This window comes from Streptomyces sp. N35 (assembly GCF_016464295.1).
Taxonomy (GTDB): Bacteria; Actinomycetota; Actinomycetes; order Streptomycetales; family Streptomycetaceae; genus Streptomyces.
In genome coordinates this window covers 11,827-34,423 of sequence record NZ_JAEIMH010000048.1, presented here as the reverse complement: position 1 = coordinate 34,423, position 22,597 = coordinate 11,827, and the positions used below count along the sequence as shown (strand labels likewise).

Below are 22,597 nucleotides of genomic sequence, written 5' to 3'. Positions count from 1 at the left end.
CTTAGGATGATCCGGTGACCGAGACGCTGCCCCCGGCGGGCATTGACCTCTTCGACGCACGCCGTCTCCGTTTCTCGGAGATCGAACCGCCACACCAGTCAGCCGAGGACGTCGCCGCTCGGGATCGGGTGTGGGAGACGGCTGTTCGCGCGAACCCCACGCTGTTCGACGGACCCGTGGTGGCCTGCGGCGGCATCGACTGGGCGGACCCGCACGTCCTGGACGTGACCTGGGCCCGCGTCACCTACCGGCACTACGCGCTGAGGCGCGTGCCGGGCGCCACTGCCATGGGATCGCTCTTCGTGAACGTGGTCCAGCCGACCGTGGACGGACGGGTCGCGGTGGTGCGGATGGCGCCGTCCACAGCCGCACCGGGACGATGGCAGCTTCCCGGAGGTTCCGTCGAGCCGCCCCCACACGGCAGCGCACTGGATGCGGCCAACGTCGCTGCCCAGGCGGCGCGCGAGCTGTCGGAGGAGATGGGGATCGACGTGTCCGGGGAAGACCTGGAGCTGTGCGTTGTCACGCGCGGCGAGAACACCAGCGTCGGCCTCACCTATCTGGCACCGGCCCGGCCGGAGGGCGATCTGCGCGAGGCCTTCGCCACCGCGGCGCGAGCCGAGCGGGCCAAGGGCCTGGAACCCGAACTCGCCGAGCTGACCCTGGTCAACTCGCCAGACGACCTCGGGGAATTGGCCGGGCCGCACGCCGACTACCTCGCGCCGATCGTCGCCCGCTGCACGCACACCCCGCGCCGGCAGCTCACCTAGCTCGCGGCGAGGAAGTCGCGGGCGCGCGCGTCGAGGTCGATCGCACAGCGCAGGCCGCGCGCCCGGAAGCGCGACAGGTCTCCTCGGATGCGGCCCACGGCCTTGCGGGTGCGGACCGAGCGCACTCCGTCCATGTGGTCCATCGCCTGGTGCCAGGTCGCGCAGGCCTGCTCGATCCCGCCGCGCTTCAGATGCATCTCGGCGCCCGCGACCAGGTCGAGCGCGACGATCCTGGCATAGGTCTGGGAGGGCCGGGCGGTGGCAGCGAGTGCGTACTGCTCGGCCGCCGACCGGTGATCGCCCAGCGTCTCGTACACCTTCGCGGTGCGCGAGTACACCGATGCGGCCGGCGGCCCCCAGGTCAGCGCCCAGAACGTGGTCTCATCCCCGGGGGCGCCGACGAGGAGGTCGCGGGCCAACTCGGCCTCGGCCAGGGCGCGTCGGCGCTTGCCGGTCTTGGCGAGCGTGTGCGCATGCACGACACGGAACAGCGCCTCGGTCTGCGCATCCACGCGGCCCTTGGCGCGCTCCAGACCCGTCTCCGCCAGGCTCTGGCAGTGCTCCGGACGGTGCAGCTTGAGGCCCTGCATCGCCATCGTGCGCATCACGAAACCGTCCTGGCCGACGACCTCGGATTCGGCGGCGAGCGCGTACGACTGAAGGTAGTAGCGCTGGGCCAGGCCCTGCTGGCCGGCGTCGTAGCTCTTCCAGCCCAGCAGGTGCACGCCGCGGCTGGCCGCCGAGAGCATCTGCTGGCGGGCCTCGTCGGTGCGGAACCGGGCCCGGCACAGCGGTGCGACATCGTCGCGGAGGTAGGTGACGAGTGCGCTGCGGCCGTGCTGTCCGCCGTGGCGTTCGTCCATCTCGGAGAAGGCGCGGATCATGTCGCGTACCGCGTCGACTTCGGCCATGCCGACGACGTGACCGGTGCGTGCCGCCTCGGTGCGGGCGGCGATCTCGCGGATGTGGGACAGCGGCAGCGCTGCGGCCGCCACGGAGTACGCGGAGGTCGTCAGGAAGCGGCGCCGGTCCAATTCGTGCCTCCACATCGGCAGTAGGGCGTCCAGCGGATCCCGGTCCAGGGATATCCCGATGGTGTCACTGTCCGCCTCGCCGCCTGTATCCGGGAGACCCAGATCCGCGAGGGTGAGCAGCCGCCCCAGCCGTCTCGATAGCGCAACGGCGAGGTAGCGGCCGGTGTCCCCGCGCGGGACGGCGCCGGCGATCCAGTGGTCCACGTTGCTCTTGTTGGTCTGCACGGAGCTGCCGCACTCGGCGGCAACCGCCCGCACTGCCTTGGCTAACGCCTCGTAGGTCCAAGCGGACTCCACCACCAGGGCGCGGAGCAGCTCGTTCGGCGTGCGCGTGGTCATGTCCACCTGCCCGGATATACGCGATATACCGCTTACCCCACCGGCAACGGTACCGCCGCCTGACGGCGGGAGGTTGACTCTTCACCAGGCAGGGACACCCCGGCACACCACGGGGTGTCCAGCAGGTTCGGTGGGAGGGAACTTCCGTGCACGACAGTCGAGTTCAGTGGATTGGCGATGCGGCCAGAGCGCTGCTGGACGCCGAGCGCGACCGCATCCCGGTGCCCACCTTGAGCGGCACCCGCCCGGACTTCGACCTTGAGGACGCCTACCGGGTGCAGGCTGCGGTCATCGCGCAAAGGATCAGTGCGGGCTCGCGTGTGGTCGGGCACAAAGCGGGCGCCACGTCGAAGGCGATGCAGGAGCAGATGGGCGTGGACGAACCCGATTCGGGAGTGCTGCTGGACGACATGCGCGTGCCGACGGGAGCACCTCTCGTGCGCAAGGACCTGTTGCTGCCGCGCGTGGAGGCTGAGATCGCGTTCACTCTGGGACGCGATCTGTCCGGCCCGGACGTGACGATGGCCGACGCGCAGGGTGCGGTCAGCGAGGTGTGCCTGGCGCTCGAGGTGATCGACACCCGCTACTCCAGCTGGCACATCACCGTCGCCGACAGCATCGCCGACAATGCCTCCTGCGCCCGTTTCGTCACCGGACCGCTGATCCCCCGGGACCCTGCGGTGGACCTGGCGGCCGAGACGCTGGTCGTGTCGATCAACGGGCAGGCGGTGGTCACGGGCGAGGGACGGGCCGTGCTGGGCAACCCCTACCGGCCTGTCGTCTGGCTCGCCCGACGGCTGGCAGCGCACGGCGGCGGCCTTAAGGCCGGTGACCTGATCCTGGCCGGCTCCGTGCACGCCAGTATCCCGCTGGATGGGACCTGCATCGTGCGGGTCCACTCCGCGCACCTGCCCGCGGCCGAGCTGCGCGTCGCCTGAACCACCCGCGCCACCAAGTACCGGACGACCAATGGAGCTTCGTCATGCCTGTTTTCGAATCCCCCGGGCGCGCCGCGATCCTTGGCGCAGGCCTGATCGGCATGGACCTCGCGGACCGGATCCATCTCTCCCCCCGCCTGGCCCTGGGCCTGGTGGCCGGGCGCAGCGCGCAGAGCAGCGGCCTCGTGCAGGCCGCGGCGCGGGGATACGCAACCTCCTCGCAGGGCCTTGCGGCCGTGGTGGAACGGGGGCCGTTCGATGTGGTCTTCGACGCCTCGAACGCCTCCGCGCATGAAAGCCACTGGCAGGCCCTGCGCGCCACGGGCGCGACGCTGATCGACCTCACGCCGACCGAGTTGGGGACCTTCGTCGTACCTACGGTCAACGCTGAACAGGCGGCCGGCTCCCGGCACATCAACCTCATCAGCTGCGGAGGACAGGCGTCGATCCCGATCCTGAACGCCCTCGGCGGGCGCTGCCGGCCGAGTTACATCGAGGTGGTGTGCACCGGGGCCAGCGGCAGCGCCGGGCGGGCCACGCGCCTCAACCTCGACGAGTACATCGACACCACCCAGAGCGCGATCCGTGCCTTCACCCGCACACCTGAGGTGAAAGTGCTGGTCAACCTCACCCCGGCGCGCCCTGCGCCGCCGTTTCGGGTGGTCATGACCGTTCTGGCCCCCGAACTGCCCTCCACCGCAGCAACTGCGGCAGTGGAGGCGGCCGCCGAACAGGTGCGGTCATTCGCACCGGGCTACGCGGTGACCTCGATCGAGCCCGCACCGGGGTGTCTGACGGTGGCGGTGGAGGTCACCGCCCTGGGCGGCCGCATCCCGGCGTGCGCCGGAAACCTCGACATCATCAACGCCGCTGCGCTGCTGCTCGCCGAACACCGCACCCTGCCGACCCGATGAAGGAGCCCACCGTGGACCCCATACCCGGCACCGAGCAAGCCTGTGTCCAGATCCACGACCCCACGCTGCGCGATGGCCACCACGCCGTGGCCCACCAGCTCGACGCCGACCAACTCCGCGCCTACGCCGTGGCCGCCAACGCGGCCAGAATTCCGGTGGTCGAGGTCGGCCACGGCAACGGCCTGGGGGCCTCCAGCCTCCAGATCGGACGGGCCAAGCTCCCCGACCACGTGATGCTCAAGACCGTACGCGCAGCGCTCACCGAATCCCGCATGGGCGTGTTCATGGCGCCCGGCTGGGGCACCGCCGACGACCTGCGCGCGGCCGTCGACCTCGGCGCCGACGTGATCCGGATCGCCGCGCACTGCACCGAGGCAGACGTCACCGAGCACCACCTCACCGTCGCCCGCAGTCTCGGCGCCCAGGCGCAGGGTGTCCTGCTGATGAGCCACATGACCAGCCCCGACGAACTGGCCCACCAGTGCAGGATGCTGACCGAGTTCGGCGCCCAGGCGGTGGGCATCATGGACTCCGCAGGCCACTACCTGCCCCCCGACGTGACCACCCGCATCCAGGCCATCACGGCCGCCGTGGATGCCCCGGTCATCTTCCACGGACACAACAACCTTTCCATGGCCGTGGCCAACTCCGTGGCCGCCGTCGAGGCCGGCGCCCGCATCATCGACGCCACCGCCCGCGGCTTCGGAGCCGGAGCGGGCAATGCTCAGCTCGAAGTCCTCGTCGCCGTCCTCGAACGCTACGGCCACCCCACGGGGATCGGGCTGCGCGAGGTCCTGCACGCGGCCGACGTCGCCGGTAGGCGGCTGATGGACAGCCAACCCGTCATCGACTCGGTCACCCTCGCCAGCGGCCTGGCCGGAGTGTTCTCCGGGTTCAAGAAGCCGGTGCTTCGCACAGCCGCCCGCGAAGGCCTCGACCCGATCGACCTGTTCATGGCACTCGGCAAACGCCAAGCCCTCGCCGGACAGGAAGACCTCATCGCGGACGTCGCCCGCAGCCTCAAGTCCCAACAAATCGAAGGAACCCAGCCATGACCGAGGAACTCATCGCCGTCCTGAAAACCGAACTCCGTGACGTCGACCAGCTGGACCTGGACGCCAGCCTGGAAGCGGTCGGAATCGACTCGCTCAGGATCGTCAACCTGTCCGTTCGCCTGGAAGCAGACCACGGCATCGACGTCAGCTTCGCGGAACTCAACCGCATCAAAAGCCTGCGCGAGCTCGACGCCCTGGTCCAGCGCAGGCTCACAGAGCGGGGACCCCGATGAACGCCCGACACCACCGCGGCCGCGCCTGGATGATCACCCCGGCGCTGACCCCGGCCCGCTTCGACACCGCCCGTACGTCCGGCGCTGGCGTCGCGCTCGTCGACCTGGAGGACTCCGTCGCCATGGCGGACAAGCACCGCGCACGCACCACGGCGCACCGATTCTTCGACGGCGCCCCGGAGCACGGCTCCTGCACGCTCGGGATACGGATGAACTCCCCGTACACCCGCGAAGGCATCAAGGACCTGGTGGCGATGGCCGACTATCCGGCCAAGCCGGACCTCGTGCTTGTCCCCAAGGTCGAATCGTCCCGGGACATCGAGCTGGTGGCCTGCGTCCTGGACGACCCGGGCTACACCCCCGACATCTGGGCCCTAATCGAAACACCCCGCGCGCTCGAGAAGCTCGCATCGATCTGCGCGGCGCCCCGCCTGGGCGGCCTGGTCTTCGGGTCGGCCGACTACGCGGCCGCGGTGCGCTGTGGCCTCACCTGGCAAGCCCTGCTCCACCCGCGCGCCGCGCTGATCAATGCCGCGGCGGCCGCCGGACTCCCCGCGGTCGACGCACCCACCTGGCGCCTCGACGACCCGGACGCGGTGCGCACGGAAGCCGAGCAGGCCAAGGAGCTCGGGTTCTTCGGCAAGGGCGCCGTCCACCCGCGTCAAGCAGCCCTGATCAACGAGGTGTTCGCGCCCTCCGAGAGCGAGATCTCCCGGGCGCGGGCGATCGTCGCCGCCGGCGAAGCCAGCGGCGCCAGCGTGACCAAGGTGGACGGACAGATGGTCGGCACGCCGTTCTTCGCCGCGGCGAAGGCCTTGGTCGCCGACGTGGACGGCATCCGGTGAACGCCGAACTGCCCGCCGGCTACCGGCGCATCGCCGAACGCCGGATCCGCGAGGTGATCGGCCTGGGCTTCGACGACTTCACCGTCGGGATGGTGATCGAGCACCGACCGGGCCGGACTGTCACCGAGGTCGACAACCTGCTCGGCACTGCCCTGACCGCCAACGCCGCACCCATCCACACCGACGCGCACTACAGCAGCCAGACGCAGTGGGGCCGCATTCTCGTCTGCGGCGGCGTCACCCTCAACCTCATCGCCGGCATGACCGTCCGCTCCACCAGCGGCCTGACCATCGCGAACCTCGGGCTCGACCAGGTCCGCTTCACCGCGCCCGTCTTCGTCGGCGACACCCTCTACGCCCAGTCCGAAATCACCGCCCGCCGCCGCTCCAAGAGCCACCCCGACTGCGGGATCGTCACCTGCCACATCGAGGGCCACAACCAGGACGCCACCCAGGTGCTGTCCTTCACCCGCACCTTCCTCGTCCCCACCGACCCCGACAGCATCCGTGACGCCACCAACTATTGAAGCGAGGCCCCCATGGACACCTTGACCTTCACCCAGGCCAACGACAGCAGGTGGCAGGAGTACGACGACCTGGCCGCCCGCAGCTACGGGCACCCCGTCGGTGACATCACCGCCCTGCGCGCACACGCGGACCTCCGGGTCGCCCTGCGCGACGGCCGCGTGGTCGCGGGAGGCCTCGGCTTCGTCGTCGACCAGTACTTCGGTGGCTCCCCGGTCCCCTCCGCCTGCCTGGCAGCCGGCTGCGTCGCCCCCGAGGAACGCGGCGCACACCTGCACAGCCGGATGGCCGAAGAGCGCCTGGAACCGCTCCGGGAACAAGGGGCCGTGATCTCGGTGCACTCCACCACGTCCAACGGCTACGCCCGCCGACTTGGCTGGGAGGCCCCCACCCCGGTGTTCGCCTGGACCGTCGCCACCGAGGACCTCAACCGGTCCTTCACCAGCGAAGCGTTCGAAATCCACGCCGGCCTCACCGAAGACGCAAGCGATCTCCAGCGCGTCCTGGCCAAACAGTGGAACGGCCCAGTGCACCGGCCCGCGTGGTGGGCGAGCTGGAAAGAGAAGAAGAGCGCGCTGACCACCTACTGCTTCAGCCGCGACCGGGGCTCCACGGCCGGCCTGCTGTCGCTCACCACCAAGCGCCACGAGCGCCACGGCATGACACTCGTCGTCCACGACTTCTGGGCCGCCAGCGAGCCCACCGCCGCGGCCATGTTCGCGTTCCTCGGCCGCCACAACACCCGCGCCGCGAACGTCGAGTTCCGCCGCGGTGCTCTCCCGCCCTACCCCGCGCTCCTGCATAACCTTCACCGCTTCAGGCCCACCGCCGAGTCCTGGCACCCCTGGATGCTGCGCATCCTCAACGCTCCCGAGGCGATTCGTCTCCGGGGATGGCCCGCTGACGTCACCACCCAAGCACCGATCGAGATCCAGAGCGAGAGCGGCAACTCGTGGGACCGGTGGATGCTCCAGGTGAAGGACGGGAAAGCGGAGCTCACCCCCACGCAGATCGAAGGTCTCGTGCTTCTCACCCGCCGCCAGCTCGCCGCCTGGTACGCCGGGGGCTACCGGTCTGCTACGTCCGCCCGCATGGCAGGAGTCCAGGCCGTGTCCGAGAAGGCGCTTCGAACGCTGGTGCGCGCCACGGCCGACCTCGAGCCGTGGCTGCCCGACCACTTCTAGGGCCGGCAGGGCAAAGGACTGGTGGCACCGGCTATGGCCAGTCCCATCTGGTGCCGCTCCAGCCGCCTCGAAGCAGCGGAATTACGCTGCGGTCTATGCGCTCGGCTGGCCGATCTCGTACACGACGTCGCAGCGATCCGCGGGAATGACGATGTCGGCCGTCTCCACCGCCCGGTGGTCGCTGTCGTAGTAGGTGCGTTCGATGATCAGGATCAATGCTCCCCGGCTGATGCCCAGGAGGTTGGCCTGCTCCTGAGTGGCCCTGGCCGGCCGGGGCACCTCGGTCGAAAAGGAGATCTCGATGTCCAGGGAGCGCATCCGCTCCACCACCCCCTGGCCGGCGAGCGGCCCGGATTCGGGAAGCAGGACCGGAGTCTGTGCGGTGATGGACATGGGTTCCCAACTCACGGACGTCTGGACCGGCCTGCCGTCGGCGAAGAACTCATACGCGGTGCACACGCATGGTTCGCCCGGTTCGATGCCCAGGCGTCGTGCGATCTCCGTTGAGGCCGGTGTCCGGGGCTGGCTGTGTGCTTCCCAGGTTCCGGTGCTTCCCCGGTCGCGCATGTCGCCGCGGAAGGGTGAGCCGCCGCGCTCGTCCCGATAGGCCGAGCGCACCAGTCGACGCTTGCCGGGCTCGGCCGCTCTCACGTAGGTGCCGGCGCCTGCGCGCCCTTCCAGCAATCCCTCTTCGATGAGGCGTTCCTGAGCACGCTGCATGACGTTGGGGCCGACACCGTACTCCTCGGCGAGGCGGGCGCGGGAAGGCAGACGTTCGTTGAGCTGCCAGCGCCCCGCCGCCAGCTCCGCCCGCAGTTTGTCGGCGGCGACCATGTACGGCGGCTGCTGGCCCATGACATCTGCTCCGTCCTTCGCGGTCAACTCGCCCCCGTTGGAGGCCTCTTGACAATTTAATGCATTAGATAGAGGCTAATCCATCAGAAGCACTCTGTGTTACGTGGAGTGCGTTCTTTCCTCGAAGACCCCCAGATCAGAAGGGAGGTCGACATGCACACGCAGCCCACGCCCCCGCGCGACACGGACTCCGCGCCGAAGGCCGGACGTCCCTGCTGATCCGGCACACAGCCGTGGAGGCCCAGGCGCCCTCAGGCGCCTGGGCCTCCACCTGCCCCTCGGCTGAGAAGGGAAGCCATGCTCACCTCACACACCCCGGTCCGAGCAGCCGAAGGCATCACCGTGCGCCGCACGGGCGACGACCTCATCGCTCACGCCACCCGCGTCGACCGCACTCACATCCGCATACAGCGGACGGGGTTTGCCGAAACAGTCGCCCGCCACGCGCAGGACGGATCGTTCCTTCTCCTCGACGGCAACGTCGCCGAACTGTGGCGCGATGAACTGCAGTCGGTTCTGCCCGCCGACCGGCATCTGATCGTCGAACCCGGCGAGCATCACAAGAACCTTGACCACGCGCAGTCGATCATCGACCGACTGCGTGACCGTGGCGCCCACCGGCGCATGCCGCTCGTCGCCATCGGCGGCGGCGCCACCTGCGACCTTGTTGGCCAGGTCGCCTCGCTCTACTTCCGCGGTGTCCCGGCCGTGTATGTGCCCACCACGCTGCTCGCGATGATCGACGCGGCCATCGGCGGGAAAGTCGGCGTCAACCACCCTGAACAGAAGAACCTGATCGGCGGCTTCTCCCACCCCACCGCCGTAGACATCCACCTGGACGCCCTGAACACCCTGCCCGCAGCGGAGATCTCCGCTGCCCTCGGTGAAGCCCTCAAGATCGCCATCGTGGACGATCCGGACGACCTGTTCGCCGTCCTGGAACAAGGGGTGGCCCCTGACGACGCCGACATCCTGCTGAAGGTGGTGCGCACCTGTGTCGAGGCGAAACTCCGCCTGCTCGGTGACAACGCCTTTGAACGCGACTTGCGGCGCGAGCTGAACTTCGGACACACCGTCGCCCACCCCCTGGAAGATCTCACCGGCTTCCGGATCCGCCACGGCACGGCCGTCGGCATCGGCATTGCCGTCGCCGCCCACATCGCCCTGCACCGAGGACAGCTCGATCCCACCGTGTTCAGCCGGATCCTCACCACGATCCGCCGCCTTGGCCTGCCCGTGATGGACAGCCACATCGATACGACGGCGCTCATCGACCGCGTCCACGCCCTCCAGGCCCAGCGCGGGGGCGCGTCCCTGCACTACGTCCTGCCCCTCGCCATCGGCAAGGTCGACTTCACCGACACCGTCACCCGCGACGAACTCGCCCGCGCCATCCGTGACCTGCGCGCCCACCAGGAGATATACCCGTGACCAGCACCACTGCCACCCCGACGTGCGAGCACTACCTCGACCACCTGCGCAGCCAGCGGGAGGTGTCAGGGATCACACTGTGCGGATCGACGCGTATGGGAGTCGCCGACGACCTGTCCGACCTGGACATCTGGGTGTTCTGCCCCCGCACCACACCACTGAGCGAGGCATACGCCTTGGACCGCCTTCTACCCGAAGGGGCCGTCCAGGAACGTCTCTTCGAGGGCCGCGACGAGTCGCTGGTCGACCACTTCGTGCTCAACCTGCCGGTCGCCGGGCGCTGGCCCATCCTCAACCTGAAGTTCCTCCGCACCGACGCCATCGACCGGTTCGCAAAGCTCCCACCCACCCTGGACCCGGACTATCTGGAGAACTTAGAGAACTACCTCGCCATGGAGATCCAGCACGACCCCGACCGTGTCCTGCGCTCCGCACAGGAAGCCCTGCAGCACACCTTCACCACCACCAACCGCGAACGGCTGACCCTGGCCATCCTGCAGCGCTACGCCTCCCTGTTCTGGCGCAGCGTCTACCAGGGCGTCCTACGGGACGAAGCCGAATGCTGGCACCACCTCATCGAGGAGATGATCAAACTCCTTACGTGGAGCGCGTTCCTGTGCACCGGCCACGCACCGCCTCCGGCCAAGTGGCTCTACTCGCCGAAGGTGTTGGGGCCGCAGGCCGAGCAGATCCTCCGACTACGCAAGCAGACCAGGACCGCGAACACCGAGGACCCCGAGCGCCGCGACGTCCTCCGCGTCTACCTCGAACTCGCCCAAGCCGAGCTGGACTTCCTGCCCGACGGCCCCTGGGGCACATGGTGGCGCCACGTTTTCGGCGCCCGGATTGCCAACCTCCTGGCGCACCCGAACGTCCGCAACCTGCAGACCCTCGCGGACCGTGTCGACGAGATCCGAATAGCGCCCGAGGCGATCGCATGACCCACCCCTTGGGACGACTGCTGATCGGAGTGACCGGCTCCAGCGCCACCACCGCCGCAGACCTCCTGGTCAAGAGGGCGCTCGACATCTACGCGGACAGCGTCACCGTCGTCGCCTCACCCGCAGCACTCGCCTTCCTTCCCCGCCTGGACCGCGTCGCGATCTACACCGACGAGAACTGGGCGACCGACCCCAACCCCTTGCACACCAAGCTGTTGGACCAGTGCGACCACTTCCTTGTCGCGCCTACGACGGCCAACACCCTGGCCAAGGCAGCGCACGGACTCACCGACAACCTTCTGTGCGCACTCATCCTGAAGCAGTCCTCCCGATCGAGCGTGTCCTTCTACCCCGCGATGCACGGGGACATGTGGCACGCCCGCGTCACGCAGGACAACGTCGCCAAGCTCAGGGCCTACGGTCACCACGTTCTCACCCCGGAGCCCGGGCCCTCCCGGAGCAGCGACGATCCCTGCTCGGCGGTGGGCACGATTCCCGGCACCGCTCTGGAACAGCTCGCCGCGATGGTGTCAGCCAGCCACGCGTGATCGCCCAAAAGTGGGGTGCGTGAGCCGATTCGGCTTGCGCACCCCACACGCGCACTACAGTCGCGACCTCGAACCCGGCACCCCCATGCACATCGAGGCGCACCTGTGGACGATCGCACGACCCCCGCCCTGCTCGCCCTGGCCGGCGGGGCAGGTTCCGGCAAGACCACCCTCGCCACCCGCCTCGCCGATCGCACCCCCGGCGGCGTCGTTGTGCACCTGGACCACTACTTCCACACCGACCCGACCATGGCGCCCAGCGTGCCGTCCTTCGACACGCCCACCCGTCAGGTAGTCGACTACAGTGACCCTCGCGCAATCGACACGGGCCGGCTGCAGCAGATCCTCGACCGCACCACCACGGCGTCGCTCCTGATTGTCGAAGGCACCTTCGCCCTCGCCTTGCCGCTCGTACGCCACCGCGCACGCTGGAGCGCCTACATCGAGATGCCAGCCGATCTGAGGCTCGCCCTCAAAGTGCTGCGGAAGTTCGAGGAGGGGGACCCCAGGACCTCACTGCGTGGCTACCTCGCCCGCGGACGCGACGCCCATGAGGCCCATGTCCGCCCCACCAAGCAGTACGCCGACCTGGTCATCGACGGCACCCGCCCGCTGGAAGAGCAACTGGGGCAACTGGGGGGTCTCGTAGGCCAGTCCAGCCGGACCGGCGACCATCCCCAGTGGGCCTGACCAAGCCCCCATCCCCATTTGGCCAGGCCCGGTCTACCGTGGTCGCCCATGCCAGCTCTGATCGTTGGCGGCAGCGGGCTTCTGGGAACCGAGCTCATCCGACAGGCCACAGCGGCCGGGCACCCCACGGCCGCCACGAACTCGGCACGCTCATCGCCCAGCGTGACGGGCTCGACCCCGCCCGACTCCCCAAAGGACGCCGCGCCGACGGCATGCTCCGCGGGGCACTCGACGTTCGCCTGCGGAGCCGCGCGCCCCAGGCGCAGCTGCGCACCGAACTGCGCGGAGCTCGGAATGTCGGGGCACCCCACTGCACTGAATTGAGCTGACATCGTCCGATGTCCTGGTCGATGGGCCGCCCACGGTAGGACTGCGCGGCGGCCCCGCCGAACTTTTCTGATCCCTACAGTTCCGTCCACGGGCGAGGATCTCCGGCGACCAACGGAACCCACACGGCGGCGGAGGGACCGCTGTCCTCGAGGTCCTCCAAGACTGCGGCGCCGAGTTGGACCGTACGGGCGAAGGCGGCGACGAGCGGGTGCTGCGCGGTCATGTCCTGCAGGTCGCTGATCCGGTTCTTGAGCCGGTGCGGGGAGGCGTTTGTGAGGACGAACAGGATCCGCGGGAAGACCGGATACCAGCGCAGCCAGGCCGGGCCGGGTGTGGTGGGCTTACGCCGGCCGACAGGCTGCGGTTCGTGACTGAACAGCCGGGCGTAGTCGATCAGTTTGGTGGCCAGGCGTTCGCTGCTCATGGTGGTGCGGTCGACCTCCACGAACGCGCGGAGTTTCCGGCGGTGCGCACCCTCGACGACGGTGTAGTGCAGCACCGCGTCGGCGACCAGGCGCTCACCGTCGCCGATGGAGTGCGCGACTTCGGGCGTCCAGTCCCACGGCCCGTGCTCGTGACCGAGCCGGCGGGCGTCGGCTGCGAAGCACAGATGGGTGCGGACGACGGTCAGGGTGTGGGGCGTCCTCAGCGACGCGGCCGCCCCCGACGGGATGGGATACGGAGGCCGTCCCCTCAGCGCTGGCAGATCGCGGGTGATCCGGGCGCCGTCCGCAGTGAGATACCAGGCGAACGTCGGGGCATCTGGCAGGGGCGTCAGATCGACCCAGCCCGTGGCGCGCAGCTTGTTCAGCACGCGCGAGAGCAACTGGCGACTGCCGTCTGGCCGGAGCATCTGGCGCAGCTGCTCGGTGGTGGCCATCCGGTGCAGGGCGAGCGCAGCCAACACCTGCAGCCGCAACGGCTCGGCGGGACTGGGGTGGGCCTCGGCATCGGCCGTGGACACGAAACGCGTTCGGGACATGGGCTGATCCAACCCGTGAGCCCCGACCAGAACCCCGACCACTCGACCCCGACCAAGGTCACGACTCAACAACGTGACCGGTGGTCGGGGGAGTGGTCGGGGCGGTAGATCCCGACCACGAGGCAGGTTGGGGCGTTTCGTTCGTCGACTGCCGGCCTCGGATCGCGAAAGCGGCGATGGCCGGTCCGCAGCAGCAGAGTCTGCTCCTGCGGGGCGTGGTGGCGAGCCACGCCATGCCGGCCATCGCGCGGCCTCCGGCCCGCAAGGGACCAACACCCCAAAACCGGGGGCCGCGTTCACAGGGGCGGTGCGCACACCGCCGGTCTTACCGCCCGGCGCGCTGCTCGGCCTGCTCGAGGATGCGCCGGCGCGTCCAGCGGCGGCGCCCGTTCTGCTTCCCGGCGTTCACGGCGACACCGTCGGTGGTTTCCAACAGGGGAAGGTTGCCCTGCGACAGGCTGCTGGAGAACGACCCGACGCTCTTGTAGCCGAGCAGGGCGGCCGCCTGGCTCGCGCCGAGGAGCTCGTCCAGGTCGCCGTCGACGGGAACGTCGGGCAGCGGCGGCGCCTGCTTCACGCCGGATCGCCGACCGCGGCCGGGCCGACTGGCCCGCCACTGGTCCAGGGTCGCCACCCGCCACTTGAGCCTGCGATGCGGGTTGGCGGCAGTGCCCTTTTCCTCGACCTCGTCCGGCTCGGGAAAGTACCCCGGGTGGTCCCTGACGAAGGTGGTGACCTGGTTGGGGTTCTTGTAACCGAGGTACCTCGAGGCCTGCGCGGCGTTCAGCAGCTCATCGGGATCGCGGGACGGCGGTGTGTAGGTGGCGAGCCGCGCCGCCGCACGGTGCGCGAACCACTCGGTGACCTCCGCGTGGTCCCACAACCGGGCTCGGCCGCGACGGTCGACCGGCTCCGGGAACGGCCGGCCGGCGCTGTTCAGCTCGCGGCTCGTGTAGAGGCTGCTGATCCGCGCCGGAGTCAGACCCTGTTCGGCCGCGAGCTCGGCAGCGTCGGCCAGGCGAGGCGCGCGGCGCGAGGTCATGGCGGAACCGTCCGTCCTGTCGGCGATAGGCCGGCCAACCCGACCCGCAACGCAAATAATGGCAGGAGTTTCGGTCCGGGGTCCAGCTGGCTGCGCGTAAATTCTCGAGCGCGCCTGCGTACGGGCCGCGGCTCTATACCTCGGGCAGCAAGCAGACGCCGCGTCGGGCCGCGTCCTCGGCCATCTCCGCGTAGGCGATCGCGGCCGGCGTCATCTCCCACTCGAGCAAGCTCAGGAGCAGGACCAGCTCGCCCCGGTCCTGACCGGGATCACACGGCATTCCGGCGCCCGTGGCCGCGGCCGCCAGCTCCGTCGAACTCTGGCCGGCCAAGCGGTCGGTCATCTGCCGCCGCAGCTCCTCAAGTCCGTGCTGGTACAGCGTGCTCGCCTCGCGGAGCAGCCGCAGCAGGTCCTCGCCGTGCCGGGCCGGCGCCGCGGCCGCGAGGTCTAGGAGACGCTGGGTCGTCGTGGTCATCATGCGCAGTATGCCTTTCATGAAGGGGCGGTGGATGGCTCGTTGCTCAGCGGCAACCGTCACACAGCGGCCGACTGCCGCGGCCACGGGCCAAGTCGGGCTCCTTGCGCGGCTCGTACGAGAGGGCTGCACGTACCTGCTCCTCGAGGGCGGTGAACTCTGGGCCGTCATCGGCGCACACCACACCCGGCGCCGGCGCCGCGCACTGCTCGGAGTGCCGGATCAGATCGGCGATCTTCCGGTCGGGGCGCAGACTGTCCCCGCGGACGGCCTCGACTTCGGCGTACAGGCGCGCAAGCCGCGGCCGTCGCCCGATCGACAGCAGCAGGTCAGGGACGGACGCGAAGCAGCACAGAGAACACGAGCAGCGCGAGGTGCCTCTCCAATCCCGGGCGCCGGGCACTGAGTCGTAGGTCCAGGCGTACGGCACCGGGGCGCTCGCGTGCCAGGCCTTGACCGCGTTGGTCGACCAGTCCTTGATCGGTAGCCACTCGTCCACGATCCGCGCCGAGTTGGCCAGCACCGTACGAAACGGCGGACGTTTCCTGCGGTCGGCGCCCTCGTCGCTGCGCAGGCCCATGACCTTCAAGATCCGGACCGGTCGGCCGAGGTCCCGGCTGAGGCGGGTGACCAGGGGAGTCCAGGCCGCGGAAACCACGCCCTCTTTCGCGTACTTGCGGCAATACGGGCTTCCCATGCGCGGGAACCGGCCGTATGCCGCGATCTCGGTGAGCAGACTGCGCGGGATCAGGGTGCCGTTGGGGCCGGGCATCGTCCGGGCGACCTCGATGTGCCGGTCGGCCGGAACGTCGAACGGGGCGCTCTGCAGCGCCGCGAGCTCGGACACTCCAGGGAAGCGGGCGCCTTCGAAGTCGACCGCTGGCCACTCCAGAACACCGAGGCTGGAGTGATACGAGATCACCCGGTCTTCCACACCCGCGGCGCGGGCGGCGTCCATGAAGACCGCCATCATCACGGCGCTGTCCTTGCCGCCGGACAACTGGGGCGCCAGCAGGTCGTAGGAGGCAAGGTCGGGGCGGTAGGCGTCAGGGCGGGAAGACATGGTTTCTCCAGGGCAAGGTGTGGGTGTGGAACGGGGGCGTGCGCCAGCAGGGCGGTCGGCGCGTGGTGCTCAGCGCAGAGCCGGATCGAGATCCGGGACCTTGGGGTAGGGCCACTGCGGCGGCAGGCCGAGGGCGACCTGGTCGCGCTCGCGCTGGTTGCGGCCGAGCGGCCAGACGAAACGGTGGTTGCCCCGGTGGCGCATGTTGCGTGCCCCGATCGCGGCGAGTGCCTCGCGCAGCCAGATGCTCGGCGGATGTCCGGATGGCCGAGGGGGTGCGCCCAGGGCGAGGAGCCGGGCCTCGGCGTATCTGTGACCCTGTTCCTGGCGTCGGATCTTCTGTGCGGCGCGGTCGTCGAAAACGGTGCCGTCCGGCAGGAGCTTCAGCGTTCGGGCGGTGGCGCGGCCGGCGTAGAGGGCATTGGTGGCGGCGTAGATGGTGCCGACGTGGCCGGGCATGACGAGCTTCCCGGAGGCTGTGCGGCGGGGGACCGGGTCGGCGAAGGTGACGATGCCGCGGACGCCGCGGGTGAGTAGCTGGTCGAAGCAGCGCGCCAGGAACCACGATTCGGCGTTGCCGGGGCATTCGTCGAGCAGGACGAAGCGGGAGCACACCAGCGATTCGGTGTACGGCGTCAGTTCGGGCAAGGGGTTGGTGAGGACGGCGGTGGTCGCCGGCACCCCGAACGTGGCGACGCCACACAGGCGCCGTGCGCCATCCACCGTGTCGTAGAGCCCGAACTGCACGGACACCGGCGGGTATGAGCTGGCGTAGTGGTGGGCGAGCACGAAGCTCTTGGCGGGCTCCGCCTCGGCCATGACGTCAACGGCGTACCGCCGGGCGTCGAATCCCCCGTCGCGGACATGCCGCCACGAGTGCCGGCGCTGCTGCCAGCGCAGACACCAGGGCGAGCTGGCCGCCACCTCCGGCAGCAACTCGACCGGCAGCATCTGTTGGACCCCGCCCTTCACGACGTCCCTGCCGTGTCGGAGGTGACGTCGTGTCCGAAGAGCGCCAACTGGCCGGCCGGGTCGGGCGTGACCGGGGCATCGAGACACTTCGGCGGTGCCGGCTGCGTTGCTGTACCGCGTGCGACCTCCCGGCGCGTGGGATGCGCGCACCGGCACTGCCAGCGGCACGGCCGCTTCCCGGGCCCATGGAGCAGCACCGCGACGACGAACCCGTCGCGGTCGGTGATGGTGCCGTCGTCCTGTTCGACTCGAGGACCGTTGCCGCTGATGCACTGCTCGTGATGGCCGCCCCGGCAGGAGACACAGGTGCCGCGCTCACACGCGCACCACCGGTGGAAGCCATGCGGGTAGGCGGCCTCGATCTTCCGCAGCCCCTTGGTCCACGCGTGCTCGCGCACCCACGCACCCTCTTGCTCGCTCATGGGAGACGGCACCGGAGAAGGGACGGGGTCGAGGATCCCCATGATTGCTCCGCCGATGTGGCGCAGCCAGCTCGTCATGACGGAACTCCCTGCAGTCGAAGGGCGGATGGGGTGGTGCGCGCGAGCGGCACATGGCCGAGGCCAGCGGGTGGAGGGGGCGTTTCAGGCGAGCGGGAGTTGCGCGCCGCCGGAGACCAGGGCGGTCCAGTGCTGCTCGACGGGTCCTGCTTGTTGATCACGCGGGCGGGGGCGGTGACGAAGAGTTCCTCCGCCATCGGCCAGGTCTGTGCCCGCGGACGGACCCACGCCCGTGCGCGCCCGTAGAGCGGGTCGCGTTCGACGCCGAAGCCGTGCTGTGCGGAGACGGCGACCAGGCGGCGGGCGAGCTGGTCGGGGCGGCCGAGGTCGACCTTCTCGGTCGAGCGCTTCACCGGGCGGCGTCGGCCGTCCTCGGACAGCAGGAACAGCCGGCGCACGTGGTACAGCGCCCACGGCATGTCGAGCTCCCGCTCGAAGGCCTCCAGGCAGGCCTTGTCCCGCGGCTCGGTGGAGTCGAAGAGCTCCAGCAGCGACCTGCGCCCGTACAACTTCGCGTTCGGGTTGAGGCACATCGCCGTGTACTCCAGGCGCAACACCTCGCCGGCGATGTCCGGGTGGGTGCGCATACGCTCCAGGTGCGCGGGCAGCGCCCCCATCGACGTGGGGAAGCAACAGAACGTGCAGTACGATTTGGGCCAGTTCACGCCGAATCGCTCGAATAAGTATGTTTCACAGCGGCGCCTATCCCAGCCCCAGTCGATGAGCGGGAACTCCCCGGTCCGTCCGGGCATCCTGGAGGCGGCCTGGTCGCCGAAACGCCGTCCTTCCTCATCGGCGTTGAAGCCCATGATCTGCCGGAACGGGCGGCCGCCAAAGGTCTGCTTGAGCCACCAGTCGCCAACGTCCCCCTTGGCCCACAGACTGCACTTACGGGTGCCCGCGACCTGGGGAACGGTGCCGACGGACTCCTGGTCATCCCACAGCGTCCACGGGCCGCGCTCGCACAGCCGCTCCGGACTACGGGAGTCGTCGAGGACGGTGAACCCGTCCGACTGGAGGTGCCCGTTGCGCGCCAGCTGCACGAGCCGAACCCGGCGCTCGCGCAGCAGCGGGACCATGAACTCGTCCGCCAGGAGCCGGGTTTCGGGCCACTCGCTACCGGTGGCCATGTACAGCACCACGGTGCGATCCAGGTCGATGCCGTACCCGGCAGGGTCGGTCAGCATCTCGGCGATGTACGCCGATGAATCCGCCCCGACACCCCAGTTGATCACTGTGTCCAGGTCGTCGTTGGTGGTGAAGCCCGGCAGGGCAGGGGTGTACGCCGTGGAGGGCATGGCGCCTTGCCTCCTTTCGTCGGTGAGGGGTCAGGGCAGGGTGTCGGCGTCAGGGGGCGCGGACCCGGCGGGGGAGGGGGGGGCGGGGCCCGGGAGGGGGAGGCGGGCGCCACGCCGGGCGGGCGGTCGCGACGGCCGACGGGAAGGGGATCCGTCGCCGTGCGCGTCCCGCGTGGCGTCAGGTCCAGCCGGCGGTGCGCTGCTTGCTCCACCAGGCGGGAGCGGGGCCGGACCCCTGCGGAGTGGCGACTGCTGCGGGTGCGGGCGGGGCGGGGGTGATGACCGGGCGGGCTGCCTGCGGACTCGGCAGGCTCGCCTCCGTGTACGCGATGCGCTGGCGCAGGCTGACGCCGAGATCGTCGGCGGTCAGGTAGACGACGTTGTCCCTGATCTCCGTGATGGTCCCGGTCGCCAGGACGTGGACGCCGTCGACGAGGGACTCGGTCGCGTGGGTGGCGAGGTCGTCCCAGGCGGTGCAGATGTACCGCAGGGTCCCGTCCTGCCACTTGCGCGTGGCGCGGTTCCACGAGCGCGGGGTCTCGGTGAGCCGGAACCGGCAGACGGCAACCCCGCTGTTGGTGAAGCGGACTTCGACGTCGCCGGCGACGGTGCCGGACACGTGCGTGACGGACGGGACCATGGGAACACCTCCTAAGTCAAATAATAGTGTGTTCTTGGGTGTGGTCAACCCCCGTACTCAGGCCTTCCGTCGTGACAGATTGCTCCGGCACGTCGGCGAGGTCGGGCTCGCAGGCGCCGCAGGCGTGGGCGGGTGCCGGCGCAGTGGCGCCGATGCTGCACACGGTGTCGTCCTCGACCTCGATACGGATCGGGATGGTGCCATCCGCGCGGACCAACTGCTCGTCGGCCGTGTCCAGATGCACGTCGATCCGTACGGCTTGGCGTTCGGCGTCGAGGTACGCGAACACGAGGACGCCCGCGATCTCGATACAGGGCAGACCCTCGTCGTCGGGACCTTCTATCGGATGGAAGAGGGCCGCGCTGTTCGCGCGGGCGCTGCCCTCGGGATCGGCGAGGCTGATGGACAGCCTCTCGCCGTCGATCCGGGAGATGTCGGCGACGTGCAGCGAGTAACCCTCGTCCTCGTGCGCGCAGCCGTCCGGGCCGTAGTACAGGTCCACGGCTTCTCGGTCGTCGGTAGGCGGGCGGAAGGGGACTTCCTCGACGCCTCCCACGTTGTCCCAGGACTTGCGTACCTCGTGTGCGAGCGCGGCCCGGGCGGACGCCTCGTCGGACCAGAGGGTCACGTCTTCACCGTGGCGGTCCCACTGGCGCAGCATCCATACCCGGCCGGTCACCCGTTGAGGGAGGTCACCTGAGGGTTCGAAGCTGAAGCTGCGCAGCCACTGCTCGACGATGGTGGCGGTGTCCGCTCCCGGCCATTCGCCGGCGCGCCGTTGCAGGGCGTCCATCTGATCGGCGAGGTTCACGATGGCCTTGCCTTCGGGCGTGCACGGATTCGGGGTGATCAACATGGTGGTCCTTTGTGCGGTGGGAGGTCAGGACCCGGTCAAGGTGGTGAGCAGGTCCATGAGGCGTTGCTGGTCGGGGGTGAGGTGAGCGGTGCGCAGTACGCGCCTGCGCAGGATCGGCACGTCGAGGCGGATGCCGGAGGGCATGTCCGGCCGGTCGGGGCGGTGGACCAACTGGTAGGTGGAGGTGTGGATCATCCAGGCCTCGTACCGGTCGGCCGGGCGGCCGCTGCGGGCGGTGTGCCCGCCGTCGGGGGTGCGCGCTGGGCACGGGCAGGCCGGGTCGGTGCACGGACGCCCCGCCGGGTGATGGGCGAGGACCGGGCTCGCGCGGTAGTGCCTGGCGGTGCCGTTGAGCATCGGGCAGTGGGCGGCGGTGTATGGCAGACACTCGGGGTGCAGCGCCGGTTCCGGTGAGCAGCCCTCGGTGACGTCGGCCGGGCGGACGATCAGGAAGCACCGCTCGTTCAGCGGTTGCTCGCAGATCTGGCAGAGCCGTTGCGTGAAGGCCCTGCGGGTCTTGTCGGCGTCGAGGGTGCCGAAGGCCGCATGACCGTTGTGGATCAGGGTGACGTAGGGCACCACCAGCCCGCCGGCGCGCGGGCGGTGGGCGCAGCGTTCGGGTATCGCCGCCACGGTGAGGATCCTTCCGGTCGACGAAGTGCAAGGTGAGGGCGTGCTGTTGAGCGTCAGCCGCTGGCTGGCTGCGGAGGGTCGGCGGGGCCGTCGGCGAGCAGCTCCTCCCAGTCGGCGTGGCGGCGGTCGGTGGCCTCGTGCAGCCGCAGGTGCAGCCACGCGGGATCCGCTACGGCGGTGACGACCGCATCGCCCCCGACGGCGACGGTCCGCGTCCAGATGGAGGCATCGTCCTGGTCGACGAGGACGAGGATGAGGCCCCGGCGGCGCGGCATGGCGCGGAGCGTGAAGGCGGTGTAGCTGCGGTCGTCCAGGAGCACGAGCGGCGCGCGCTGGTACTCCTTGGCGCTGAACTGCTCGGCGGTGCGGTGAATGCGGGGGACCGGGCAGGCTCCGAGACCGACCGGGTCGCCGTCGGGCCGGTCGGTGATGATCAGCGCCGGGGCAGTCGGGTCGAGGTCACGGGACAGGGCGTCAGTGGGCATGGTGGTGGGCGTCGCTTTCGGGAGACCCGGGCCGCGGCGGGCCACGGGCGTGGTGGGGGAGGGGGCCGTGCGGGCCGGGTGGAGGTGGGGTGCCCGGCCTGCACGGCGGCTGTCAGCCGAGCGGGTACAGCGCGAGTGCGGGGACGGCGGTGCCGGGGACACCGTCCGGGTAGAGGTCGCGCAACTCGGGCTCCTGCTCCAGGTGTTCGGGGAGCGGGAAGAGTTCGCCGACGAGGTCGTCGGCGCCGATGGCTGCGTACCGGCCGTGGGCGTAGGTCGCGAACGGCGAGTAGCTGTTGCCTTCGGCGTCGCAGGACAGCACGACGAGCGTGTCGCCGGGCAGGTCTTTCCAGTGGGTGTGGACCAGGTGACGCAGGACGGCGAGGTTCAACGGGCGGTCGGGGGCATCGCCGTCCGCGTCGGTGGACGGATCGTGCTGGGCGTTCATGACGGCCTTTCGCAGACGACCGGGCAGGGAAGGTGACCGGCCGGGTTGAACGGGGGTGCGGTGCCGCACGTGGGCCGTGCGGCACCGCAGGGCGGTCACTTCGTGTCGATCAGCTCCAGGGCGCGGACCGGGATCCCGTTCACCGGGAGCCGGTAGCGCTCGACGCCGTCGGGGATGCGGAACTTCGTGTTGCGCGGGTCGCGGCGCAGGATCCGCGTGGACTCCTCGTCGAGCAGGAACTTGAAGCGGCTTCCGGTCCGGTTGGCCTCCTGCACGGTGCCGGTGAGGCCACGCAGATACGGCGGGTTCAACGTGTCGTTGATGCGGGCCTCGCGGCCGGGGCCGACGTCGGCGTACGCCTTCTTGTCGAGAGCGCGCAGCTGCTCGGCGGCAGCGATCTGGATCTTGGCGACCTCGGTCGGGTCCGGTAGTCGGGAGATGAAGGTGAGGACGCTCCCCATGGTTTCGGGCATGCTGCATCGCCTTTCTTGGGTGTGCGGGGAGCGGGCGAGGCGCCGGGGGGGGGGGCGCGGGCGGCGGGGGGGGTGGGGGGGCGGGGGCGGGGGGGGGG

General features: G+C 69.9%; 27 protein-coding genes. 12 read left to right on the top strand and 15 right to left on the bottom strand.

Features of this window, described 5'->3' with window-relative positions; genetic code table 11:
- Positions 1-14: 14 nt before the first annotated feature.
- Positions 15-770, top strand: coding sequence for an NUDIX hydrolase (locus JAO81_RS24975; RefSeq protein WP_307813646.1), 756 nt, complete (start codon positions 15-17; stop codon positions 768-770).
- Here the strand turns inward: JAO81_RS24975 and JAO81_RS24970 are convergent.
- Positions 767-2,143: a hypothetical protein gene (locus JAO81_RS24970; RefSeq protein WP_199550164.1), complete on the bottom strand. Its 1,377-nt coding sequence runs from the start codon at positions 2,141-2,143 to the stop codon at positions 767-769. The genes JAO81_RS24975 and JAO81_RS24970 overlap by 4 nt on opposite strands.
- Positions 2,144-2,289: 146 nt before the next feature.
- Between JAO81_RS24970 and JAO81_RS24965 the strand changes: the two genes are divergently transcribed.
- Genes JAO81_RS24965 through eis form a run of 7 tightly spaced genes read left to right on the top strand, consistent with a single transcriptional unit; the run spans position 2,290 to position 7,837 of the window.
- Positions 2,290-3,081: a 2-keto-4-pentenoate hydratase gene (locus tag JAO81_RS24965; protein ID WP_199550163.1), complete on the top strand. Its 792-nt coding sequence runs from the start codon at positions 2,290-2,292 to the stop codon at positions 3,079-3,081.
- 44 nt (positions 3,082-3,125) lie between these two features.
- Complete coding sequence (locus tag JAO81_RS24960; RefSeq protein WP_199550162.1) at positions 3,126-3,995, top strand: acetaldehyde dehydrogenase (acetylating); 870 nt, start codon at positions 3,126-3,128, stop codon at positions 3,993-3,995.
- A 20-nt stretch (positions 3,996-4,015) separates the two neighbouring features.
- A complete protein-coding gene (dmpG, locus tag JAO81_RS24955) occupies positions 4,016-5,050 on the top strand; it encodes a 4-hydroxy-2-oxovalerate aldolase (protein WP_307813657.1) in 1,035 nt (344 codons plus the stop codon).
- Complete coding sequence (locus JAO81_RS24950; RefSeq protein ID WP_199550160.1) at positions 5,047-5,283, top strand: acyl carrier protein; 237 nt, start codon at positions 5,047-5,049, stop codon at positions 5,281-5,283. Before dmpG ends, JAO81_RS24950 begins: the two co-directional genes overlap by 4 nt.
- Entirely contained in the window at positions 5,280-6,128 is an 849-nt protein-coding gene (locus JAO81_RS24945; protein WP_199550159.1) for a CoA ester lyase, read from the top strand. The genes JAO81_RS24950 and JAO81_RS24945 overlap by 4 nt, the downstream gene beginning before the upstream one ends.
- Entirely contained in the window at positions 6,125-6,655 is a 531-nt protein-coding gene (locus JAO81_RS24940) for a MaoC family dehydratase (RefSeq protein WP_307813644.1), read from the top strand. The genes JAO81_RS24945 and JAO81_RS24940 overlap by 4 nt, the downstream gene beginning before the upstream one ends.
- A gap of 12 nt (positions 6,656-6,667) precedes the next feature.
- Positions 6,668-7,837 (top strand): enhanced intracellular survival protein Eis, encoded by a 1,170-nt coding sequence (gene eis / locus JAO81_RS24935; protein ID WP_199550158.1) that lies wholly within the window; start codon positions 6,668-6,670, stop codon positions 7,835-7,837.
- Between the two features lie 93 nt (positions 7,838-7,930).
- Here the strand turns inward: eis and JAO81_RS24930 are convergent, their stop codons facing one another.
- Positions 7,931-8,692 (bottom strand): GntR family transcriptional regulator, encoded by a 762-nt coding sequence (locus JAO81_RS24930; protein ID WP_199550157.1) that lies wholly within the window; start codon positions 8,690-8,692, stop codon positions 7,931-7,933.
- 297 nt (positions 8,693-8,989) lie between these two features.
- On the opposite strand from JAO81_RS24930, the gene JAO81_RS24925 reads away from it, so the two are divergent.
- From JAO81_RS24925 to JAO81_RS24910, 4 genes are all read left to right on the top strand, one after another.
- Complete coding sequence (locus tag JAO81_RS24925) at positions 8,990-10,123, top strand: 3-dehydroquinate synthase family protein (RefSeq protein WP_199550156.1); 1,134 nt, start codon at positions 8,990-8,992, stop codon at positions 10,121-10,123.
- The gene (locus JAO81_RS24920) at positions 10,120-11,064 is read left to right on the top strand and encodes a hypothetical protein (protein WP_199550155.1); all 945 of its coding nucleotides are present in this window, start codon (positions 10,120-10,122) and stop codon (positions 11,062-11,064) included. Before JAO81_RS24925 ends, JAO81_RS24920 begins: the two co-directional genes overlap by 4 nt.
- Positions 11,061-11,612: a flavoprotein gene (locus JAO81_RS24915; protein WP_199550154.1), complete on the top strand. Its 552-nt coding sequence runs from the start codon at positions 11,061-11,063 to the stop codon at positions 11,610-11,612. The genes JAO81_RS24920 and JAO81_RS24915 overlap by 4 nt, the downstream gene beginning before the upstream one ends.
- A 105-nt stretch (positions 11,613-11,717) precedes the next feature.
- Positions 11,718-12,302, top strand: a complete 585-nt coding sequence (locus JAO81_RS24910) for a uridine kinase (protein WP_199550153.1) — start codon at positions 11,718-11,720, stop codon at positions 12,300-12,302.
- Between the two features lie 403 nt (positions 12,303-12,705).
- Here the strand turns inward: JAO81_RS24910 and JAO81_RS24905 are convergent, their stop codons facing one another.
- From JAO81_RS24905 to JAO81_RS24845, 13 genes are all read right to left on the bottom strand, one after another.
- Positions 12,706-13,614 (bottom strand): replication-relaxation family protein, encoded by a 909-nt coding sequence (locus JAO81_RS24905; protein ID WP_199550152.1) that lies wholly within the window; start codon positions 13,612-13,614, stop codon positions 12,706-12,708.
- Positions 13,615-13,939: 325 nt separating this feature from the next.
- Positions 13,940-14,656 (bottom strand): hypothetical protein, encoded by a 717-nt coding sequence (locus JAO81_RS24900; protein ID WP_199550151.1) that lies wholly within the window; start codon positions 14,654-14,656, stop codon positions 13,940-13,942.
- 133 nt (positions 14,657-14,789) lie between these two features.
- Complete coding sequence (locus tag JAO81_RS24895) at positions 14,790-15,131, bottom strand: hypothetical protein (protein ID WP_233415874.1); 342 nt, start codon at positions 15,129-15,131, stop codon at positions 14,790-14,792.
- A gap of 46 nt (positions 15,132-15,177) precedes the next feature.
- Complete coding sequence (locus tag JAO81_RS24890; RefSeq protein ID WP_233415873.1) at positions 15,178-16,194, bottom strand: phosphoadenosine phosphosulfate reductase; 1,017 nt, start codon at positions 16,192-16,194, stop codon at positions 15,178-15,180.
- 69 nt (positions 16,195-16,263) lie between these two features.
- A complete protein-coding gene (locus JAO81_RS24885) occupies positions 16,264-17,166 on the bottom strand; it encodes a hypothetical protein (RefSeq protein ID WP_199550150.1) in 903 nt (300 codons plus the stop codon).
- Positions 17,163-17,666, bottom strand: coding sequence for a DUF6248 family natural product biosynthesis protein (locus JAO81_RS24880; protein WP_199550149.1), 504 nt, complete (start codon positions 17,664-17,666; stop codon positions 17,163-17,165). Before JAO81_RS24880 ends, JAO81_RS24885 begins: the two co-directional genes overlap by 4 nt.
- Positions 17,663-18,964 (bottom strand): hypothetical protein, encoded by a 1,302-nt coding sequence (locus tag JAO81_RS24875; protein WP_199550148.1) that lies wholly within the window; start codon positions 18,962-18,964, stop codon positions 17,663-17,665. The genes JAO81_RS24880 and JAO81_RS24875 overlap by 4 nt, the downstream gene beginning before the upstream one ends.
- Positions 18,965-19,142: 178 nt before the next feature.
- The gene (locus tag JAO81_RS24870) at positions 19,143-19,604 is read right to left on the bottom strand and encodes a single-stranded DNA-binding protein (protein WP_199550147.1); all 462 of its coding nucleotides are present in this window, start codon (positions 19,602-19,604) and stop codon (positions 19,143-19,145) included.
- Positions 19,605-19,620: 16 nt separating this feature from the next.
- Entirely contained in the window at positions 19,621-20,460 is an 840-nt protein-coding gene (locus tag JAO81_RS24865) for a hypothetical protein (RefSeq protein WP_199550146.1), read from the bottom strand.
- A 24-nt stretch (positions 20,461-20,484) separates the two neighbouring features.
- Complete coding sequence (locus JAO81_RS24860) at positions 20,485-21,093, bottom strand: cell envelope biogenesis protein OmpA (protein ID WP_307813641.1); 609 nt, start codon at positions 21,091-21,093, stop codon at positions 20,485-20,487.
- A gap of 53 nt (positions 21,094-21,146) precedes the next feature.
- Positions 21,147-21,578, bottom strand: a complete 432-nt coding sequence (locus JAO81_RS24855) for a hypothetical protein (RefSeq protein WP_199550145.1) — start codon at positions 21,576-21,578, stop codon at positions 21,147-21,149.
- A gap of 112 nt (positions 21,579-21,690) precedes the next feature.
- Entirely contained in the window at positions 21,691-22,026 is a 336-nt protein-coding gene (locus JAO81_RS24850; RefSeq protein WP_199550144.1) for a hypothetical protein, read from the bottom strand.
- Positions 22,027-22,121: 95 nt separating this feature from the next.
- Positions 22,122-22,499, bottom strand: coding sequence for a hypothetical protein (locus JAO81_RS24845; protein ID WP_199550143.1), 378 nt, complete (start codon positions 22,497-22,499; stop codon positions 22,122-22,124).
- Positions 22,500-22,597 lie beyond the last annotated feature (98 nt).

Bases quoted from the DNA above. Each gene is read 5' to 3' on its own strand.
- JAO81_RS24970 (WP_199550164.1), bottom strand. From the start codon at position 2,143: ATGACCACGCGCACGCCGAACGAGCTGCTCCGCGCCCTGGTGGTGGAG.
- JAO81_RS24845 (WP_199550143.1), bottom strand. From the start codon at position 22,499: ATGCCCGAAACCATGGGGAGCGTCCTCACCTTCATCTCCCGACTACCG.
- JAO81_RS24895 (WP_233415874.1), bottom strand. From the start codon at position 15,131: ATGACCACGACGACCCAGCGTCTCCTAGACCTCGCGGCCGCGGCGCCG.
- JAO81_RS24900 (WP_199550151.1), bottom strand. From the start codon at position 14,656: ATGACCTCGCGCCGCGCGCCTCGCCTGGCCGACGCTGCCGAGCTCGCG.
- JAO81_RS24890 (WP_233415873.1), bottom strand. From the start codon at position 16,194: ATGTCTTCCCGCCCTGACGCCTACCGCCCCGACCTTGCCTCCTACGAC.
- JAO81_RS24960 (WP_199550162.1), top strand. From the start codon at position 3,126: ATGCCTGTTTTCGAATCCCCCGGGCGCGCCGCGATCCTTGGCGCAGGC.
- eis (WP_199550158.1), top strand. From the start codon at position 6,668: ATGGACACCTTGACCTTCACCCAGGCCAACGACAGCAGGTGGCAGGAG.
- JAO81_RS24950 (WP_199550160.1), top strand. From the start codon at position 5,047: ATGACCGAGGAACTCATCGCCGTCCTGAAAACCGAACTCCGTGACGTC.
- JAO81_RS24905 (WP_199550152.1), bottom strand. From the start codon at position 13,614: ATGTCCCGAACGCGTTTCGTGTCCACGGCCGATGCCGAGGCCCACCCC.
- JAO81_RS24915 (WP_199550154.1), top strand. From the start codon at position 11,061: ATGACCCACCCCTTGGGACGACTGCTGATCGGAGTGACCGGCTCCAGC.
- JAO81_RS24870 (WP_199550147.1), bottom strand. From the start codon at position 19,604: ATGGTCCCGTCCGTCACGCACGTGTCCGGCACCGTCGCCGGCGACGTC.
- JAO81_RS24875 (WP_199550148.1), bottom strand. From the start codon at position 18,964: ATGCCCTCCACGGCGTACACCCCTGCCCTGCCGGGCTTCACCACCAAC.
- JAO81_RS24880 (WP_199550149.1), bottom strand. From the start codon at position 17,666: ATGACGAGCTGGCTGCGCCACATCGGCGGAGCAATCATGGGGATCCTC.
- JAO81_RS24945 (WP_199550159.1), top strand. From the start codon at position 5,280: ATGAACGCCCGACACCACCGCGGCCGCGCCTGGATGATCACCCCGGCG.
- JAO81_RS24850 (WP_199550144.1), bottom strand. From the start codon at position 22,026: ATGAACGCCCAGCACGATCCGTCCACCGACGCGGACGGCGATGCCCCC.
- JAO81_RS24925 (WP_199550156.1), top strand. From the start codon at position 8,990: ATGCTCACCTCACACACCCCGGTCCGAGCAGCCGAAGGCATCACCGTG.
- JAO81_RS24865 (WP_199550146.1), bottom strand. From the start codon at position 20,460: ATGTTGATCACCCCGAATCCGTGCACGCCCGAAGGCAAGGCCATCGTG.
- JAO81_RS24930 (WP_199550157.1), bottom strand. From the start codon at position 8,692: ATGGGCCAGCAGCCGCCGTACATGGTCGCCGCCGACAAACTGCGGGCG.
- JAO81_RS24855 (WP_199550145.1), bottom strand. From the start codon at position 21,578: ATGCCCACTGACGCCCTGTCCCGTGACCTCGACCCGACTGCCCCGGCG.